Raw genomic sequence first — 20,150 nt, forward strand, 5'->3', positions numbered from 1 at the left:
AAAGTATTTGGGAATAACAATGCATAAATGGACGACCTTTCTGTTGTGGCTGGTACTTGCCATCGCCCCTTTTCTATCGACGCCTCTTCTGGCTCAAGTAGTGATTACTGAGCCGCTGGAAATCGCCGCCTCTGACACTACCTATGATGGGCAGGATGTGACTGTTGATGGTGTGGAAGTAGTGATAGATGGCTATCATCAACTAGCCAGTTTGCGTCTTGTGAACGGGGCGGCGCTGACACACTCGGAGGAGAGCGGGATTGAACTGGATATTGAAACTGAGCTATATGTTGATGAAGCCAGCCGTATAGACGTCGAAGGCAAGGGCCTGCTGTCGAAAGAAACCGATGGTTGCTGTGTGACCGGAAGCCATGGTGGGCGAGGAGGTGTGTATGGCAATGCCCTATACAATGAAGAAGAGGGTGTCTACTACCCGAGTGAACCCTCTTCAGAGTATGGCAGTTACGCAACGCCCGAAACATTGGGCGAAGGAGCTAAAACGTATGGTCGCTACGGAAATGGGCAGCCTTACGCTACGAGGGGCGGCGGCAGAGTTAAAGTGTTTGCTCAGTCTATTGTTTTACAGGGTAGAGTGTCGGCCAATGGGGCGGCAATTCAAGACAATAATAAAACGCATGGGGCTGGAGGTTCTGTTTGGTTCGATGCTGATGAAATTATTTTGGGCTCATCTTCTCAAACGCATATCACTGCGAATGGAGGCGGGGCAGAAGGCGGTAGTGGAGGTGGCCGAGTTGCAATCCATTATAGCTCATTTGAATATACACTTGAAAATTTTTCCGTGTCAGGTGGTAATGAGTTCAATAATATTCCAAGTACGATGAGTGGCGGTGCTGGTACCGTATACCTCTACGATAAATCAAAGCAGCACGGTAAGCTGATTGTTAAAAATAACGTATGGGAGAAAGCGCCACATACGCGAGTCAGTCTTGAAAATGATGTTCATGAATTACTCGTCAGTGGCTCGGAAACCGCTTTAGAGGTCTTAGCCAGTGACTTTACTCTGAATGGAGTTCCTACAGTATCTGTAAGTTTGCTAGATCAAGGACGTCTAATCGTGCAAGGCGATCTTGTCTTCCCTGAGGCTTTGCAGTTGGAGCTGGAATTACCCGAAGCCCCAGAAGGAGAGTCCCTGACTTTTGATCTTGAAGAAGGCCACTTAGAGGTGTTTGGCGAGTTGGAGGTCAATGCACCGATCTCTTTCGGTGAGGTCTCTGCTAACCGCTTGGTGGTGAATAACACCTTTAGTTGGTTGTCCGCGACGATAAACCATTTAATATTAAATCATCCATTAGCGAGTGAAGTCCAAGATTCGGTTCTTTCCGTTAGTGAGTCAATTTCGGCAGACGAAAATTCGTTAGTAGTGAATGGTTTCCGTCTTTGGCTTGGTTTTGATGCCGATTTTGAAGCCTTGAGTGTCGTCAATGGAGGCATGATTAGCACGACCCCAGTTGACCGGGAAGCTGGAGAGAAATTTAAGACTCTCAACTTAGTGGCAAATACACTCTGGATTGACTCGGATAGCTCTATCTCTAGTGGAGACCGGGGGTTTTTGGAGAGATCCCCGGATGTTGGGCCATATGGTATAGACTGCTCCGATTATAAAGAGCCCATTTGCCCGGGGGTGGGTAATAATCAGTTACATAGTCAGGGGGGCGGAGCTATTCATTTATCCCTTGAGAGCTTGCAGATTGATGGAATAATTGACGCATCTTCTTCTTACGGCGGAGGTTCAATTTGGATAATAACCAAAGAAATTTCGTCTACGGTTGAAGATTCTAAAATTACAGCAAATAGCGTCTATGAAGGTTTTTCATCGGGGTCAGTGTCACTTCACTATGAAACAAACAGTGGGTTTGATTTCACGAACATTACTTCAAATAATAAGTCCATACGGAGTTATGCTGAGAAACTTCGGCCGGGCACGGTCTTTATTCTCAATACTGTTTCTGGTGAAAGTACTTTAAAGATCTCCGATGGCGGCACCAACGACCTATGGCCTTTTCCTGATATCGATTCAGATACCCAGCTAGTAGTAGAAGCCGCCAACTTTTCATATTCGGGAGATGTGCGGGGACAGGAGTGGGATCTGATTTCCGGTTCATTGGTCTCATTTACATCGGGTCAGAATCTGTCAAATTTTCACTCTTTCAACATTGTCGATTCAACGCTTAGGTTCGAGCAAGGATTGACCTTCCCAGAAGAGTCTCCCGTGTTGGGCAGTGGCGTATCCGTTGAGGTTCTAGGTCCGCCGGTTTTTGAGGGTGATAGCTTGCGAGTAGATGGGTTTGATTTGTCGCTGTCGGGTCATGTAGAGCTTGAAGATATTTCGGTGATTAATGGTGGCATTTTGTCCGCGTCAAAATTTGGGCTTGATGGACGCCTGTCCCTTGTGACAAACCGGCTACATATTGATGAGCAAAGTCGAATTGATGTTTCAGGGAAGGGTTTTCCCTGGAGTCAGGAAAATCTCGACAGTGGGGTAGGAGGCAGCCACGGCGGTGTAGGCGGGTACTATCTGAACTCTCGCGACGAGCGCTTTGACAGCCTTCCCGCCTCAGGTGACGAGTTTTGGCCAACAACGCCAGGCTGGGGGTCACGTGATAGCTACGGCGGCGGAGCCCTGTCAATAGAGGCGATGGTCGTCGAGCTGGGCGGCCAGATACTGGCAGATGGTTGGACCCGCCCCGGTTTGCCTTCAAATGCAAGGGGCGGCAGCGCCGGGGGATCAATACTTCTCAACGTGAACGAGCTGGCGGTATTGTCTGATCAGGCCCTGATTCGCGCGAGTGGTTCTCACGCAAGAGGTGGCGGTGGGGGCGGCGGGCGTATTGCAATATATTATTCTAGTTTAATGGAGAGCTTTCCGTTGTTACTGGAGGCTCAAGGCGGGGTCTCCGAGTTTTACAATGGGCAGTACTACTCCTACGGACACGGTGAAGACGGAACTGTATATCTCAAACAGAAAGAAACCGGACCCTACGTGACCTCAAGTAGCCTAAACGCGGTGAGCAAAGACGCCTTTCGGATAATTACCTTGGCGCTGAGTGAGCCTATAGATCCGGCTACTGTGACGGCAAACGATTTGACGCTTGAGAATATCGAGAGCGGTGTAGTCATGCACCCAGACCAACTGTTGCCGGATTCTGTGTCAGATCTTCGGGCCGAGTTTTCCCAAGACATCCCCGATGGCAGCTATTTTCTTACTCTGGCGCCTAGTATTGCCAACCTATCCGGCGTGCTACTTGATCAAAACCAAAACCAAATTGCCGGGCAAACCCCTGAAGATCACTATACTGAGCACTTTGTTGTCGATACTGTGGCCCCTGATGCGCCTGTGCTCGGCCCCTATCCAGACACCACGGGTAACCGCACCATTACGTTCTCGGGTAGTAAGGAAGCTGGAACGACGCTTTGGGTCAACAATGCGCCTGTCGATGGGTTTCGCGATGCTGAGGCTTGGCAGTATTCTGCAGAGCTTATTGAAGGTCAGAATTTCCTTTCCTTCTACTTGGTTGATGAAGCAGGCAATGAAAGCGGCCAAGTCGAAATCGCCGTTAACTACGATTCTTCCCTCGGTAGTACTATAGCCCCAGCACTTGTTGAAGAACTTTTGTGGATTCAAGGGGACGGTTCAAGGATTGTTGTGGATTGGAGTTCATACGATCCATTGGGTAATGAAAATGATATATCTGGATATCACGTTTACTATTCTGGAGCACCGTTTTCTTCCTACAATAGTGGTGTAAATGCGATATTTGTTCCAGCGAATAGCCAGTCTTTCGATATCTCCGGTTTGCCACCCTTTTCAACAGTCTATGTGGTTGTAGTTGCTATTGACACCCAAGGCTTAACTTCAGAATTTTATGAGTCTGTCCCTATAGACCTTGTGGATGAAGAATTACCAGGAAGAGCAAAAAATTTAACGGTGCTTCCTGATTATACAAGCCTTTTACTAACATGGACTCCGGCTTCCGATCCGTACGATAACTTGGACATCTACCAAGTCCTTGTTGGTGACGAAGTGTTTGTGGTGGACCCAACTGAAATTCAGGATGGCTTTTTTCATCTCGAAGTAAGCGGGCTGTGGCCAGCGTCTGCATATCCGGTAGAAGTTCGGGCTCTGAACCCCAGGGGCAATTACAGCGCGGCAGCAACAGACCCCGGCGCCACTCTACTTGGAAACCCTTCCGACGTTTCGATTTCAGATGATTACGTCCTAACCTGGTCAGCGTCCGGACCTAGGGAGTTGGTGAGTAGTTATAGAATCTATGCCGCCCCGCAAAGCTTTACTTCGGTATTGGGCATGGAACCTATTCGGATTGTGCCGTCAAGCGGTCCGACGCAGGCGGATTATTCTCTGCAGTTGAATCAACTGCCAGAGAATACTCTGCACTATTTTACGGTGGTGGCCGTGAATGTATCTGGTGGGAGTTCAGAGACTATATTTACCGACTCTGGGCTTTATCTGACAGACAATCTTGGGCCGACTATAGATTTTGCAGAACTTGTAAACAATGGCCACCACCACGATCTGAGCGCATTTCCGACGGTAGCGAAGAATTCGAGTCTTGTGGCCAGTTTTTCTGACAACACAGGTGTTTCTCATGTCGTGGTGTACTTGAATGATGCTATTCTTGGAAATTTTCCTTTGTCTACTTCCGAGATCCATTTGCCTGTTAATATACAGGCGCTAGCCGACGGAACTCACGTTATAGCTTTAGATGTGTATGACACGAGTGGTAATGTTTCAAGCGTAACCTACGAATTTTCCGTTGAGCTATCGCAGCCAGAAGCGCCATTGATTATCACCAGTTCGTCTAGCGTGACCAACAACAGTCGAATGCTTATCGAAGGGAAATCTGAGCCCTACGCGGATGTTCGTTTGGTGGTTAATGGGGCTGAGCAAACAGCTGCCGCTATCGCTGATCAGTCTGGGTATTTCTCCCAGTTTGCACAGCTTAGAGAGGGAGAGAATATTGTCCAGGCTGTTGCTAGTTTTTCCGGAAGAGGCCGTTGGAGTTTTCTCTCCGAAGGCGTCGTCGTTATCAAAGACACGTCAATACCTGATGCACCTAAAACACTCAAGAGCCTGTCAGTGAGCGGAGGTCGTGTTAAATTGTATTGGGGAAGCTCTGGCGGGCAAGTGGATGGCTATAATATCTATCGTGGGGCCTCCATTTTTTCTCAGCCCGAGGCAGCAGAAAAAATCAATGAAGAGGTGTTGACAGCCAGAGAATTTGAAGATGTCCTCATGGAGGATGGCACTTATTATTATGCGGTCTCGGCCCAGAATTCATTGGGTACTGAAAGCAGTCTTTCAAACATCGTAGAGGCAAGCGTAGACAGCACCGGCCCGGTCGCAAACTTGATAGAGTATGAATTTTACGGTCATCCCACCGGTGAGCCTTTCCGCTTTTCTCAGGGGCGGATTGATCTTCGAGTCCGTTTCAGTGAGCCTTTGCGCAATGATCCCTACCTGGCCTTTAGAGCCTCGGGCTCTCTGTTTCCTTTGGTCGTTGATTTAACCCGGGATTATCAAGATGACAGTCTCTACGTTGGCTCGGTAACCTTGGATGATCAAGTGTCCTCTGCGACTTACTACGCAGTGATGTCCGCTTATGATGCGGCGGGCAATCGCGGCACTCAAGTGGTTGAAGGCGGTGTCATAGAAATTGATGCTGCCGGGCCCGATGCTCTCTCTCTGGCGCTACTACCTGAAGAGCCTATTGACGTAGACGCTACACGGGAGGTTGAGCTTACGCTTACCGTTAGCGAGCCCACGGCGGGCGACCAATTGCCGCACCTAAAACCATATATTGACGGCGTACCACTGGCTGCCTACTCGGAGGGTATAGAGCTAACAAAAATGCCGGGCTCAAATGACTGGCATGGAAAAATCACCCTGACAGAGTCCGACTTTCCGTCAGATAGCACTGTCGCTTCACTGTCTTTTGTCTACCGCGCTGAAGATGCCTATGGCAATGCATCCTCCCGTATTCGCGGCAACTCCGTTTTTCAAATATATATGGGAGAGCTTCCGCCTGCAGGCATCCCGCAAGGCTTGGAGGCGCGCTCGAAGCCCGCGGGCGACGTGGGCCTTAAATGGAGAGAAGAGCCGGACGCATCAAACTATAGAATATATCGCCGCCCCTATGGGTCAACAGCGCTTGAAATCATCGGGACGGCTGACGGACTTACGTTTAACGACACGCCAAGTCAGGATGGGCGCTATGAGTATGCGGTTTCTTCACTTCGTTTTAAGAACGAACAGCATTCGGAGAGTGCCTTAACTGAGACGGTAGCGGTTTACTCTGATCGAATTCCGCCGCCTGACCCAACCGGGCTATCGCTCAACCTCACTGGTGCAGGTATTCTGGCCGCTTGGAATAGCGCGGGAGACCAGACCTCACAGCCGCACAGCGAGCAAATGCGTCACCGATTGTATCGTTTACGTGAAAGTGGTTCCCCGGTATCGGTTACCTCTGAGCTAACCCCCATCATAGATAACATTGTTGGTTTAATGGCTTTGGATGAGAAGCCATCCAATGATGAGCACAACTATTTTGTGACGGCTATTGACCACGCCGGAAACGAATCGCTCCCGAGCAATACGGAGTACCTGAATGTTGACCTTTTGCCAGTCAGTAACTTTGACATAGTGTTTTCTGCGCTGGGTGTGCCCACCCTGAGCTGGGAGCACTCTTCGAGTTCGGTGTCTTACTTCGCGCTGCACAGAACCGTCGATGATGTGGCAGTCGACCTTGGGGTCGTAACAAACCACCCAGGAAGCCATTCCTTTGTTGACCAACAGTTCCGTTATCAACCCGGCAGTGCCAGCCTAGACTACGCGGTCGTGGCGGTAGATGAAAACAGCGTGGCCAGCTTGGCGAATAAGGTTCGCGTGCCGTCATTATCCCTGTCGCCAGTTGACGATGAGGTACTTCTACAAAGGGGTGTGTTTAATACGTTGACATTCAAGGTGACAAACCTGGGCGATGAGCCTTTAACGGGCATTCAGCTATCGGTCACCATTGATGTCGGCGGTGAATTAAAAGAGCACTTTTCAGAAACTGTTTCTTTAGGCGGCGGTGAAACCAAACCTGTATCGGTGACAGTAGGTGGATACACCGCGCTGAACGACCAAGTAACGCTGGAAACCAAGCTCATTTATCAACTATCTGAACAGTCGACTGTTGCTTTTACCGAGACATTGGATGTACCTGTAGAGAACGCTTCGCTTCGCTATAATTTTACGGTGAATGAGCTTGTTCGCGGTGGTAGTGCCAAGGTTGCGTTTACGGTTGAGAATACGAGCTCCGCGCCAGTGGAGCTGCTAACGGCAAGAGCCGATGGCCAAGAGCCCTCTGAAGAGATCATCTTACGTATTGAGGATATAAGTGGCAACGTGCTCGCTGAGAAGCAACTGCAACAGTTCACCGGCGGTGTGCTCAACGTCGGTTCAGGCCATGTCGTAGCCCGCGTTCAGCCGGGGCAATCTTTTACTTCTGTGCCGGTTGACATTCCTATACCTGAGGCTGCCCCAGAGGATATAAAGCTCAGGCTTAATGTAAAAACATATCGCTTGAACACGGGAGGAAAAAATCCACTGTCCATTAGCGGGTCGGGCTTGGTTAAGCCGTATCGGTTGGCCGATGTCGCCTACACAGCGGTGGTGGATAGCGTATCGCCCGAGCAAGTCTACGGTAGCCAATCGGTGGTGGTTGCGGGTCGAGCGCTTTCCACAAACGAAGCTCCCCTGGCAAACGTGCCGGTGAAATTGGTGTTTTCCGTCCGTGGTTTTGAAGAGGAAGTAACGGTGTTTTCCGACGCTTCCGGCCATTTCTCATACGACTATGAGGGCGCGGGCTCCGCCGGAATTTATACGGTATCGGCATTACATCCGGACATCACCACACGCCCCGCTCATGGCAGTTTTACTATTGTCGGCGCCAGTGCCTGGCCAGAAGAGGCGCGTGTTTCTATTCCCAGAAACTACGAGCACACTATACCTCTGGAAATTACTGCAAGCCCGGGCGCAGTGCTTACCAATGTGAGGCTTCGCCTTCTTCCTCCGTTGGGTGAGGCGGCCCCGCAGCTCCCAGGCGGACTTTCGGTCAGTCACTACCCTCTGGAAGAAGTGGCCTCAGGCACAACCCAGTTCCTGAATTTGGAGATGTATGCCGATAACAGCGCTGCGGACACCGGCACCCTAAGGTTTGCCGTTGAGGCCGATAATTTCATCGGTCCTAACGCCATCGGCTACTTTTCTATACGGTATGCGTTGAGCGCCGCACGGCCAGCACTGGTGTCTGAGCCCTTTTATCTCGATACCGGTGTTACCCTGGGCTCTAACATTACCGAAACCCTAACGCTCACCAACATGGGCGCGCAGACACTTCACAATGCCCGTGTTACCGTGTCGGGCAAGGAGGGCGCTTCCTTGCCCGACTGGGTCACTTTGGTGTCTACCTCTGCCTTGGGTGAGATCACCTCGGGGGGCAAAAAGCAGGTTCAGATCAGCTTTGCCCCGCCCAGCAACGCATCCGTGGGTAACTACGAGTTCTACTTGACCGCCAGCGGCGACAATAGCGAGGAGCAGTCCTTTCCGCTGTTTGTAACGGTAACTGACGCCCGCACGGGGAACGCCTTCTTTCATGCGTCCGACATCTATACGGCGACACTGACTCCAGCCGGCGAGCTTATTGAGGGCTTGTCGGGTGCGAAAATATCCCTGCAAAATGAGCAGGTGTTGTTTGAAACCTTTGAGTTGTCCACGAATGAACTCGGTGAGGCCTTTTTCGAGGGCATACCTGCTGGCCGGTATCACTTTCGTGCCAGCGCCTTCGATCACGAGAGCACTTCCGGCCGGGTGTGGGTGAAGCCAGGGGTGACGGTCTCCGAGGACGTATTCTTGCAAAACTCTCTCATTAATGTGGAGTGGTCTGTTAATGAAATTACCATTGAGGATCGCTACGAAATCACCATCGAGGCCACCTTTGAAACCAATGTCCCGGCCGCCGTGGTATTGCTTGAGCCGCTAAGAATTAATCTGCCTGTCATGGAGAAGGGGCAGGTGTACCAGGGTGAGCTAACTCTGACCAACTACGGCTTGGTCAGGGCGATCAATGTTGCCCGCTCGGTAACTTTTCCTGAGCATGTGATGCAAATGGAGTTTTTACGCGAGGTTCCCTCAACGCTCGAGGCCGGTGAGCGGGTGGTCTTGCCCTACCGCATCGAGGCCGTTCGAGACTTTGATGTGGATGCCCAGGATCTCGCCTCGGGTGGCGGTTGCGGTAAGGTCGCAGGTGGCGTGAGCGTTAGTTATAACTACGAGTGTGCTAACGATTCTGTTGCCACCGGCAATGCCCAAACGAGCGTTGGCAGTAACTGGGGCAGTGGTTCTGGCTGTGGTGGCGGCAGTGATAGTGGCGTTGACAGCACCGGCGGTTTCTGGGGTACAGAGCGGCCTCGCGTAGACGATGTTGGCGATAGTGGCGACTATTACTGGTGCAAGAACGATACAGTTTGCGATGAAGACAATTGCGATAACACCTCGGCCAAATAGTGAAATGCCGACTTCACGTATTGAATGGAGTGAGAATGAACACAATATGGAACCCAAGCCGGCTGTATAAGGCTACGCTGGTATTGCTGCTCAGTTTGGCCACTACGGAGGTCTTGGCAAAAGCGGGTGTTACGTCTAACCAGGCGTCGCCACACTATTCCGAGGCTGAAAACCTGGAAACCTTTGAGGATATGCGCGTTAAGGTGCTGGGGGGCAGTGTACGTATGACTCGGCGCTGGACCGGGACTCAGTGGGTGTGGAATGCCCGTTGGAACGGCGTCAGCCACGGTGGCGGAACCTCCCTGGCGGCGGAGCTGGAGCAGCGTATCAACAACAATGAAATCTCGCCCGCGGATCTGCAAGAGCCTATTGAGCCGCCCGGCAGGCTGTTTCGCGCCTCGCAAGCCTATGTGATCAGCCATACCAGCGAGACCGAGACCGTTTACGAAAACCGGCTCAAGCGGTTTATCGCGCACACTGGTGAGGGGTACCACTGGTATGACTACCACGGTAACCATATTGACTACGATCGCTTTGGTCGCATGATCGCCTATAGGGACAAAAATGGCGTTCAGGTCACATTAAACAGAGACGTCAACGGCTACATTCAAAGTGTAGCCGACCACCACGGCAATACTGTAATTACCTACACTTGGGAAGCGGACCCTACACAGGTGCCCCGGCAAAATCTGCAGGGTGCCAGCTATCAGCCTCAGCGCCTAAAGCGGTTAACAGATTATACGGGGCGGTTTGTCGAGTATGAGTACAACGCCGATAGCCAGCTGCTGGCTCTGACGGATGTGCTTGGGCAAAAGTGGCAGTTTCACTATGGGGATAACGCGGTGCTCACTGGCATAACCGACCCGGACGAGCGCACCACCCACTACGACATCGACTTTCAGGGGCGCGTCATGTCCGTGATTGATAGTGATGGCAAGGGGGTTTACTACACCTATAACTACGATGAGAGTAAAAACCGCTACTACCGCTCCGAGGAGCACACCTCCGGCAAGGTGGTTGAGCTGTGGTTTGATCAAGTTGGCTTGTTGCTGTCAAAATCGGTCAATGGCGAGCAAGAGTTCAGTAACAGCGTGACGGCCTCAAACGGCAGCCTGGGTTCAGATTTCCTCGTCGAGTACTATGCGGCGCAGTTTTGGGAGAAATACCGCAACCAAACGCTTATAGAGCGCCATCTGGTCTCTTGCCGTGCCTATAACTCCAATAAGTGCGCGTGTCTCATTGACCCCAATGTGTCTTGTCCGCCACCGGAGGAGCCCGCGGAGCCTTCTTTGCCGGGAGACCTGGCCGAGAAAAAGGGCCTCTATATCAAATACCGCCTGAGTGAAGACGCCCGCGGCCGCAAAACCTACACTGAGTACGACCAGTGGGGCAACCGGACCAAAACCACTTATCCGGATGGCACCAGCGAGACGGCCACCTGGGATCATCGCTACAGCCAACCGCTGAGCCGCACCGACGAGCGGGGCACTATAACCTCCTATGAGTACGACAATACCGGCAACTTACTCACGCTGATTGAGGCGCAGGGCACGCCGGACCAGCGCACCACCCGCTACGCTTACGATGAATACGGCCAGCTTAGAGAGCTCACGACCGGCGAGTCCGCCGCCGGTAACACCGAGCTGGCCACCACCTACTATGACTACGACACCTACGGCAACCTCACCCAAATAACCGATCCCATGGGTCATATCACAACCTACTCGGATTACGATGCGCTGGGTAACGCCGGCATCATGAAAGACGGGCGCGCACATGCGCTCAATACCACTGACCAGTGGCTTTACGATTACGATGCAGCGGGTAATCTGTTAACCCTGACGATCCCCACTGGCGATCAGGAGCTGTATCGCTACAGCCCCGCTGGTGACCTGCGCTCGGTGACCAGTGCCGCCGGTGTCCACTACGACATAGACACCAACGCCCAATCATTGCCCATTTCACTAACCGATGCCAAAGATCAGGTGTCCCGCCTGGAGTACGATGGCCACTACCGCTTGTCTGGCGTGGTGGATGCCATGGGCCACAGCAACCGACTTGAGTACAATCACCGCGACCAGCCGGTTAAAGTGACGGACGGTGAGGGTAATGAGACCACGCTGGCGTACGAGAAAACCCAGCTGAAACACATTCTCTACCCCACCTTTAAAACCGAGCTGGACTATGACGCCCGCGAGCGGGTGCGCCAGCAAAACCACATCGCCAATGGTCAAAACCACTACGTGAAATTTGGTTACGATAAAGCGGGAAACCGCACCCGCCATACCGATGCCAAAAACCAAACCGAATCCTACGTGTACGATCGCCTCAACCGCATTGTCGCCATTAACGACGCCGAGGAAGGTGAAACCCTGTTTGCCTATGACGCGCGCGATAACTTACTCAGCGTTACCGACCCCGAAGGCCGGGTAACGGAGTTTCACTACAACTTGAACAATCAGCGCACCCAGGAGATCAAGCCCACAGGTTCCCGCCGCTACGAGTACGACGTCAACGGCAATCAAACCGCGCATATAACCCCAATGGGGGAAGTTACCCGCATGCAGTACGATGCCGCCAACCGTTTGGTGGCGAGCGAACTCTTTGCCAGCACTGAGCAAGCTCAACCGGTTAAGCGTGTCACCTACAACGTAGCGGGGCGCGACCGCTACACAGGCTACCAGCAAAGCCTGGGGACTGATGCCGCCAACCGCACCGCGGATATCATCGCCTTGTCGGGAAGCTATACCTACAACGGCCTGGGGCAGGTGACCAGCGTCACCGTTAATTTTGGCGCATTCAGTAAAAGCTACCAGTACACCTACTACCCCAATGGCCTGAAAAAAACGTACACCAACCCGGAGGGGGTTACTTACACCTACTACTACAACAAAAACAATCAGTTTGCCGCTTTGCACATTCCGGGCGCAGGGCAGATCAGCCACACCAATTTCCAGTGGATGCAGCCGCAAACCATCGTCTTCCCCGGCGGCGGCCAAGTGCAGCTCAGTTACGAGGACTTTCAGCGCGTGAAAGAGCGGGTACTGAAAAACCCCGAACAAGAGAATATGGCGCAAGCCGTCTACGACTATGATTTGGTCGGTGATATCGAAACCATTGATACCGAACACGGCCTGTACAGTTTTGGTTACGACAGCTTGTATCGGTTAACCGAGGCTGACTACCCTGTAGAGGTGGCGGCGAATGATGAAAGTTTTGGTTACGACGGTGTGGGCAACCGCACGTCTCACACCCTGGCGCCGGAGTCGGTGGATTCCGAACACATTGAGTCCACCTACAACGCACAAAACCAGCTGGTCCGCCAAACAAAAAATGGTGAGGTCACCACCTTTACCTATAACGACAATGGTCATACGGCCAGCAAAACCACGCCACAGGAGACAGTCGAGTACGTCTATAATCGTGAGGAACGGCTGATCGCCGTTAAGCGCGATGGCGTTGTGGTGGGCGAGTACGCCTATGACCTGCTCGGCCGGCGCATCAAAAAAACCGCGAATGGTAAGACTACCTGGTTTCTGTATACCGACGAAGGCCTCGCGGCGGAGTACGACGCCTCGGGCAACTTGGTCGCTGAGTACCAGTTTACTCCCTACAGCACCTGGATGACCGACCCGCTGATGCAGCGCCGAGGTGGGCAGGTGTATTACTACCAGAACGATCACTTGGGTACGCCCCAGCGCATGGTGGATACCACAGGGCAGGTGGTGTGGGAAGCTCGGTATGAGGCGTTTGGTAAGGCGACTCTCGTTACTGAACTTGTAGAGAATAATTTGAGGTTTCCTGGGCAGTATTTTGATGGGGAGACTGGGCTGCATCATAATTATCATAGATATTACATGACATCTATTGGTCGGTATTTAAGGGCTGATCCACTTGGAATGGCGGCAGGTCTTAATAATTATATTTATACAGATTCGTCTCCTTTAAGGTACTTTGATCCTCTTGGTTTGGATAAGTGGGATCTAAATGGTAGAGGCGATACAAGCGTTTGTGAATATTACGATGAACGTATGGAGGAAACGTGCGGAGACCTTCAGGATTATTACGAAACAGCAGGAAAAATATGTCGTGGGGATCGAATAGATGTGAATACTATTATGGATGCAGGTATAGGATCGGCTTGGGCTCTAGACTCAACCGATCTCTCTCAGAGCGAGATATATGATCAAATTAGAAGTGATTTAATTAGTGCTGATTCTAGATTAGTAGAAATTTATGGTAGCAATGCTATTACTGGAAACATGATAGATTCATACCATGATGAAGCGTTCGATAAAGCAGGTATTGGTTCGGGCTTTTATGGCGGAAATCTTTGGCCTCAAGGAGTTTTCCCAAACCCAGTACCTTTTGATGACGAGGGAAAGTCAAATCTTGATCCTAGAAACCTATTGCCATCGAATGATGAATGCTCATGCTGAAGGTTAATTATGTTCTATTTCTTTAAAATTATTTTTTGGCTTATTCTTTTGTTGTTTTATGCCCTTATTTCTGTTTTTGTTTTTTTGTCGCTTGGGGAGTCAGAGGTTTTGGTTGTCTTAAGACATGTGGTGTTTGTGTTGGGGTTTTTTCCATTACTTTCATGGTCTTTTTTTCTTCTTTTGAAGAATCCGATTTTTGACAAATCTATTTTTTTGTTTTGTATTTTTATATCATTTTTTCACTTCTTTGTGTTTGCGGTATCCTCTCATAACGATGGTTATACATATTGGTCTGTTCAGTTTCTTGAGGCGTTTATGGTTTTTGTTTTTTTTATCTTTAGATTCAGGAAAAAATTACAGATTCATAATAGGTGACAGATTTATTTTCCGTCACTTAACAAATAAAAGGTGACAGATTTATTTTCTATCGCTTGATTTTGTAGGGAAAAGGATAATAAAAGGTGACAGATTTATTTTCCACTGCTTAAACAATAAAAGGTGACAGATTTATTTTTCACCGCTTGATTTTGTAGGGAAAGTTGCGTTTCAGGGAGGAGGCGATATGCCGAGGCGGGCGAGGGTGATTGTGCCGGGTTTGCCGCATCATATAGTGCAGCGTGGTCATAACAGGGATGTGGTGTTTATTGAGGATCGGGATTATGAATACTATCTCGATAACTTAGCGGAGTGGAAAGCGTTTTTCGGTTTGCAGGTGTATAGCTATTGCCTGATGACCAATCATGTACATTTAATCGTTGGGGCGAATGACTGCCCTGGCGATATTGGCCGCTTGATGAAGCGGCTGGCGGGTAGGCAAACACGATTTGTCAATAAGATGGAGGGGCGTACCGGCTCCTTGTGGGAAAGTCGGTACAAAATTAGCCCTATTGAGACGGATGCCTATTTGTTGCAGTGCAGTCGTTATGTAGAGCTAAATCCCGTAAAGGCACGCATGGTGTCGCGGGCTGAGGACTACCGGTGGTCCAGTTATCGCGCCCGTATTGGGCTAGAACCTTGCGAGTGGTTGGATACATCGCCCGTATTTGAGGCCCTAGGTAAGAGTGTAAAGGCTCAAATAACGAATTACGCTGGTTTTGTGAATAAGGCGAAAGAAGCAAAGAGTGAAGAGGCGTTTATAAGGGGCGCGGTGGAGCGGAATCAGTTGACTGGCTCCCACGCTTTTATCGACGAGGTTGAAAGAAGAACGGGTGTTCGGGTGGAGTACAGAAGTCGAGGGCGGCCACCGAGCACGAGAGAATAAATCTGTCCCCCATTTAAAAGAAAAGCATGGTTGCATTATGACAGGACGTTTGGCGTTAAAATTAGTGGCTATGATCGCGTGGTTTTCATGCGTGGCCTCTCATACAGCGATTGCGCAGGAGGAGCTCTGCGCCGAAGTTAAAATTGAAATCAAACAGGAGCTGACCTTTGAGCGCCAGGGTTTTGAGGCTCTGATGCGTATAGAGAACTCGCTGGATACGGTGCCGATTGAGAATATCGACATTGAGGTTCTGTTTGAGGACGGGCTTGGCCAGCCGGTGGTAGCCACTTCCAATACCAGTGCAGGCAACGCCAGCTTTTTTATCCGCTTGGACGCTACCCGGGAGGTCAGTGACTTAACTGAGGGCCAGGCCGGCGCCGTCAGTGGGGGGCGCATTGCGCCCAACCAAATAGGCGAAATCCGTTGGCTGATTATTCCAACCGCCAACGCCGCCGGCAACTCGGCAAACGGCAAGCTGTTCTTTGTCGGTGCCCAATTGAGTTACCGCTACGGCGGTAAATCGGAAAGCCTGAAGGTGGCGCCCGACAGCATTGTGGTGAAACCCCAGCCGGCCCTGACCCTGGATTATTTTTTGACCCGTGAAGTTATTGCCGATGACGCCTTTACCACGTCCGTAGAGGCCCCCGAGCCTTATACCCTGGGCGTGCGGGTAGCCAACTCCGGCTACGGCTGGGCGGGCGATGTGCAGATTGAGTCGGCGCAGCCCACGATTGTCGAGAACGAACAGGGCTTGGCCATCGATTTCACCATTTTGGGCAGTTACGTCGGCAATGCACCGGCGGCGCCTACGCTTACGGCGGACTTTGGTGATATCGCTCCTCAGCAGGTCGCAATGGCCCGCTGGTTGATGCAAAGTAGCTTGTCGGGCGAATTTACAGCGTTTACGGCGAGCTTTACTCATGCCGATGAGTTAGGAGGTGAGCTAACCTCCTTATTGCAGGCCACCAGCGCCCGCTTTTTGCTGCGTGACGTGGTGGTAGACAGTATCGGGCGCGACGCGGTGCGGGATTTTCTGGCGTATAACGAGCACAACGAGCTGTTTGTGTACGAGTCTGAGAATACCGGTCTGCACGAATCGCTGTGCAGCAATTGCATGCCTGTCGAGGTGCAGCAAGGCGCGCTGCAAGCGGCTGGGCAGAGTCACCGGCTGCGCTATGAGGCGGTACCCGGTGTGACCTACACGAAGGTTGCCGACCCCTACCGTGGCGGGAAGACACTCTCTCGCGTTGTGCGATCCGATGGCAAGCTTCTCAACCCGCAAAATGCCTGGCTCTCCAAAGAGCGAGCGGAAGACAACCGCACATTTGATTATTTTGTTCACGTTTTCGATACGCAGAGCACCGGCGAGTATACCCTGCATTGGGGGGGCGATCCGATAGATGTGCCTCAACCCCCCGTACTGGGCTTTTTGCCCGATCGCGTGACCCATGAGCAGGGGCAGGTGGGGTTTATCGTGCGCGCCTCTGACCCGAACAACACTACGCCTATGCTCTCGGTAGAGCAGATGCCAGCCGGGGCGAGCTTCACCGATGCCGGCGATGGGACCGGCAGTTTTCAGTGGACACCGGCGATGGGTCAAAGCGGCGTTTATGCGCTGACGTTTCGCGCCAGCGATGGTGAGCTCAGCGCAAGCCAAAGCCTCACAATTCGTGTTCATCCGCACAATGATACCGACGGGGACGGTATGGATGATGATTGGGAAATGGAGCACTTTGGCACCTTGGATCGCGATGGCACCGGTGATTTTGACGGTGATGGCCGCTCAGACTTGCAAGAGTTTTTAGATGGCACTGAGCCCACGTTGGCGGAAGTTGTGCCGGGCGAGCCACAGGTTCTCTCGCCCGCGTTCAATGCCGAGGTTCTTGAGGGCGGGCAGGCCCCCTGGCTGACAGAATTGGTTGTAACCAACGGCGAACACAGTGATTTCATTGGCGCGGTAGTGGTGCTGTTTGAGGTTTATGGCGATGAAGCCATGACCGAGTTGCACGCGGCTGCCAGCGTGCCTGAGGGGCCCTTGACCACTTCGGTCCAACTGACGGAGCAGCATCTGGGCGATGGCGAGGCGTTTGCTGATAATACCCTGTATTACTGGCGCGCCCGTGCCGTCTCCCAGCAAAATCCGGGGTTCTCCAGTGCCTGGGTTGGCAGCCGCTATTTTATTAACGGCGCGAACGATGCGCCGGTTGCGCCGGCCATCAACAGCCCGGCCGATGGTGGCGAGGTGGACGGGCCGCAGGTCACCCTGAGTGTCGCTAACGGCTCTGACATCGACAGGGATTATCTGTACTACAGCTTTACACTCTACGCCGACACTAACCTGGATGAGCCTGTGGCCGAGCTGCTTGCCACTGAGGAGGGCGAGCAGGGCGTCACCCGCTGGACGGTACCCAAGCGGTTGAGTGGTGGCCAGGGCTATGTGTGGCGGGTGATAGTAGAAGACGAGCACGGCTTATCGGCCTCCTCGCCCTGGGCCTCTTTTACGCTGTCCGGCACCAGCGACAATCCGGCCCCTTTGCCGCCTGTGCCGCTGTCCCCGGCCGATGGCTCAGAAATCACGGCTTCTCTGACGCCCGTTGCTTTGCAGGTAACAAATGGTAGTGACCCGCAGAATCAACCGCTGAGCTACTGGTTTGAGCTGGATACGGTACCTAGTTTTGACAGCCCGGCAAAGGTTGCCTCTGGCGCGGTCAGCGAATCTGCAGAGGTCACGCATTGGGTAACACCGGATTTAGCGAATAACACCACCTATTACTGGAGGGTAAAAGCCGATAACGGTCAAAAGACCAGCGACTGGGTGGAAGCCGGGTTTTCGGTCAACGTCGAGGCGCACAACCGAGCGCCCGCTATACCCACTCTAAACGGTCCGCTTGACGGCGTAACACTCGACAGCGTCAGGCCCTATTTTGAGCTGAACCCGGTGCAAGACCCCGAAGGCTTAGAAGTGACCTATGAGTTTGAGCTGTACGCAGACGCTGCTCTGACCACTTTGGAATCGTCTCATGCTGCCGATGAACCTTATTGGCAGCTGGACTCATCACTCATTACCCGCGTGCCCTATTACTGGCGCTATCGCGCGTCAGACCCCGCCGGCAATACTCTTGGGTGGGCCGGGCCTTTTAGCTTTGTCATTGTCGCTGCGCAGCAGAACCAGCCGCCGACCTTTCAGTTTCTCAAGCCCAAAGGCAAAGTAAAGATACACACCGGTGCCAAGGTGCTGATCCAGTGGCAGGACTCAGACCCTGACAGCAGCGCGCAGATCAATCTTTATTACCGCAGAGGGGGGCACGAGCGTGTCTTGCTGGAGAGCGACTTACCGGAGGATGCGGACGGCGACCATGACAGCTTTACCTGGAAGCCCGGGCGATTAAGCCCCGGTAAATACTCGCTTGAAGCGGAAATCTTTGACGAAGATCACCGGATAGAAATTGGCCCATGGGGGCATATCATCGTCAAGCCCTGGACGTGTCAACGCAAGCCCTCCGCGCGCGAAGTGCAAAACGGAGAAAGCGACAAGCCCTGTGTTAATTAGCCCATGAGCTGATGGTTGATTGTATACAGGTGGCGAAGTTTTCAGTTTTTCTGTTTGCCAGTCAAAACGGGTATGGGCGTTGGTGCATCGTTCATTTCTGGTATGTATGTGGGTGGTGAAATTCTTGATTGTGAAGAATTATATTCGGGCGGTCGCTTTGTTAAACCGATTGCTAGAAATGTTCGAGCATATAAGTTTCTTTTTTAAATAGTGGCCTTAACAAGCTAAAGACAAAACAGCTCAGATTTTGGTATCTACTAATGAGAGTCGAGACGATTGTGTTTTTGTAGTGCGCGGCGGGCTGTATTGTGTCGATTCGCTTAAGTGAGATCAACAAAGAGGTGACGGATATATTATTCGTCACCTCTTTGCGGGTAATACTGTTGTCGAGTGAAAAGCATTTTTGGTTTGCCGGTATAAAAATAAATCTGTCCCCTTTTTTGTTTATCCATTTTTTCGATATAAGACCTTTCGGGTAAGATTACAAACCTAACGATTACTAAAGGAAACAAATGCGATTTTTGATCACCCTTCTGTTTATTAGTGTCAGGTGTTACTCAACTGATATATATGAAAGTCGAGTCAAAAATATTGATTATTTACAGCTAATCGAAAATCATATAGATGTGTCAATGCTAAGTGAGGGAAACAATTATTCGGTTTTCGTCAATTTTAAGAAAGGCATTCCATGTGAAGTTAATAACTGGTTAGGTTATGCTCTTTTGAACGAAAGAGCTAGTGTTGGACCGTACGAAATCTTTAGAAACGACAATATGTTTTTTATTCGATTAAGGAATGATTATAAAAAGAGAATATACATAGACTTGGTTTGCAAGCCTGGAAGTGATCTCGATATATATAGGGTGAATGTATTGCTTGAAGGTTGGAATAACTCTAATGTTACTTCATGGAAGGCTTGGAAGACCGCGCAAAAAAGGTGACAGATTTATTTTCCATCACTTAGTTTTGCACTTAGTTTTGGAGGGAAAAGATTGCGTTTCAGGGAGGAGGCGGTGTGCCGAGGGTGATTGTGCCGGGTTTATCGCTTCATAGAGTGCAGCGCGGTCATAGCAGGGAGGTGGCGTTTGTTGAGGATCGTGGCTATGAGCACCATCTCGATAATCTGGTCGAGTGGAAAGCGTTCTTTTATCTGCAGCAGTATAGCTATTGCTGGATGACCCAGCATGTATCTTTATCCTTTTCGGGGAAATGAAAGTAGGGTTTTGCTTTTCTCGCCATTTCATTTTTACGGGGACGGCGACCGTCGCAATGAGGGTTTATGCGCCAATCGCGGGCTGCTTAGGCAGACGCGTC

At 51.3% G+C, this 20,150-nt stretch carries 4 protein-coding genes; all 4 read left to right on the plus strand.

What is annotated here, in order from left to right; all coding sequences use genetic code 11:
* The first annotated feature begins 19 nt into the window (after nucleotides 1-19).
* On the plus strand, nucleotides 20-9,586 hold the full coding sequence (locus QWI16_RS17585) for a hypothetical protein (protein ID WP_302715191.1): 9,567 nt from the start codon (nucleotides 20-22) through the stop codon (nucleotides 9,584-9,586).
* 35 nt (nucleotides 9,587-9,621) lie between these two features.
* Nucleotides 9,622-14,025 (plus strand): RHS repeat-associated core domain-containing protein, encoded by a 4,404-nt coding sequence (locus QWI16_RS17590; RefSeq protein WP_302715193.1) that lies wholly within the window; start codon nucleotides 9,622-9,624, stop codon nucleotides 14,023-14,025.
* A gap of 580 nt (nucleotides 14,026-14,605) precedes the next feature.
* A complete protein-coding gene (locus QWI16_RS17595; RefSeq protein WP_302715195.1) occupies nucleotides 14,606-15,286 on the plus strand; it encodes a transposase in 681 nt (226 codons plus the stop codon).
* Nucleotides 15,287-15,377: 91 nt separating this feature from the next.
* Nucleotides 15,378-18,836, plus strand: coding sequence for an Ig-like domain-containing protein (locus QWI16_RS17600; protein WP_302715197.1), 3,459 nt, complete (start codon nucleotides 15,378-15,380; stop codon nucleotides 18,834-18,836).
* Nucleotides 18,837-20,150 lie beyond the last annotated feature (1,314 nt).

This window comes from Gilvimarinus algae (genome assembly GCF_030518215.1).
Classification (GTDB): Bacteria; Pseudomonadota; Gammaproteobacteria; order Pseudomonadales; family Cellvibrionaceae; genus Gilvimarinus; species Gilvimarinus algae.

Excerpts from the sequence above, each read along its gene's own strand:
- QWI16_RS17585 (WP_302715191.1), top strand. The coding sequence starts at position 20 with ATGCATAAATGGACGACCTTTCTGTTGTGGCTGGTACTTGCCATCGCC.
- QWI16_RS17590 (WP_302715193.1), top strand. The coding sequence starts at position 9,622 with ATGAACACAATATGGAACCCAAGCCGGCTGTATAAGGCTACGCTGGTA.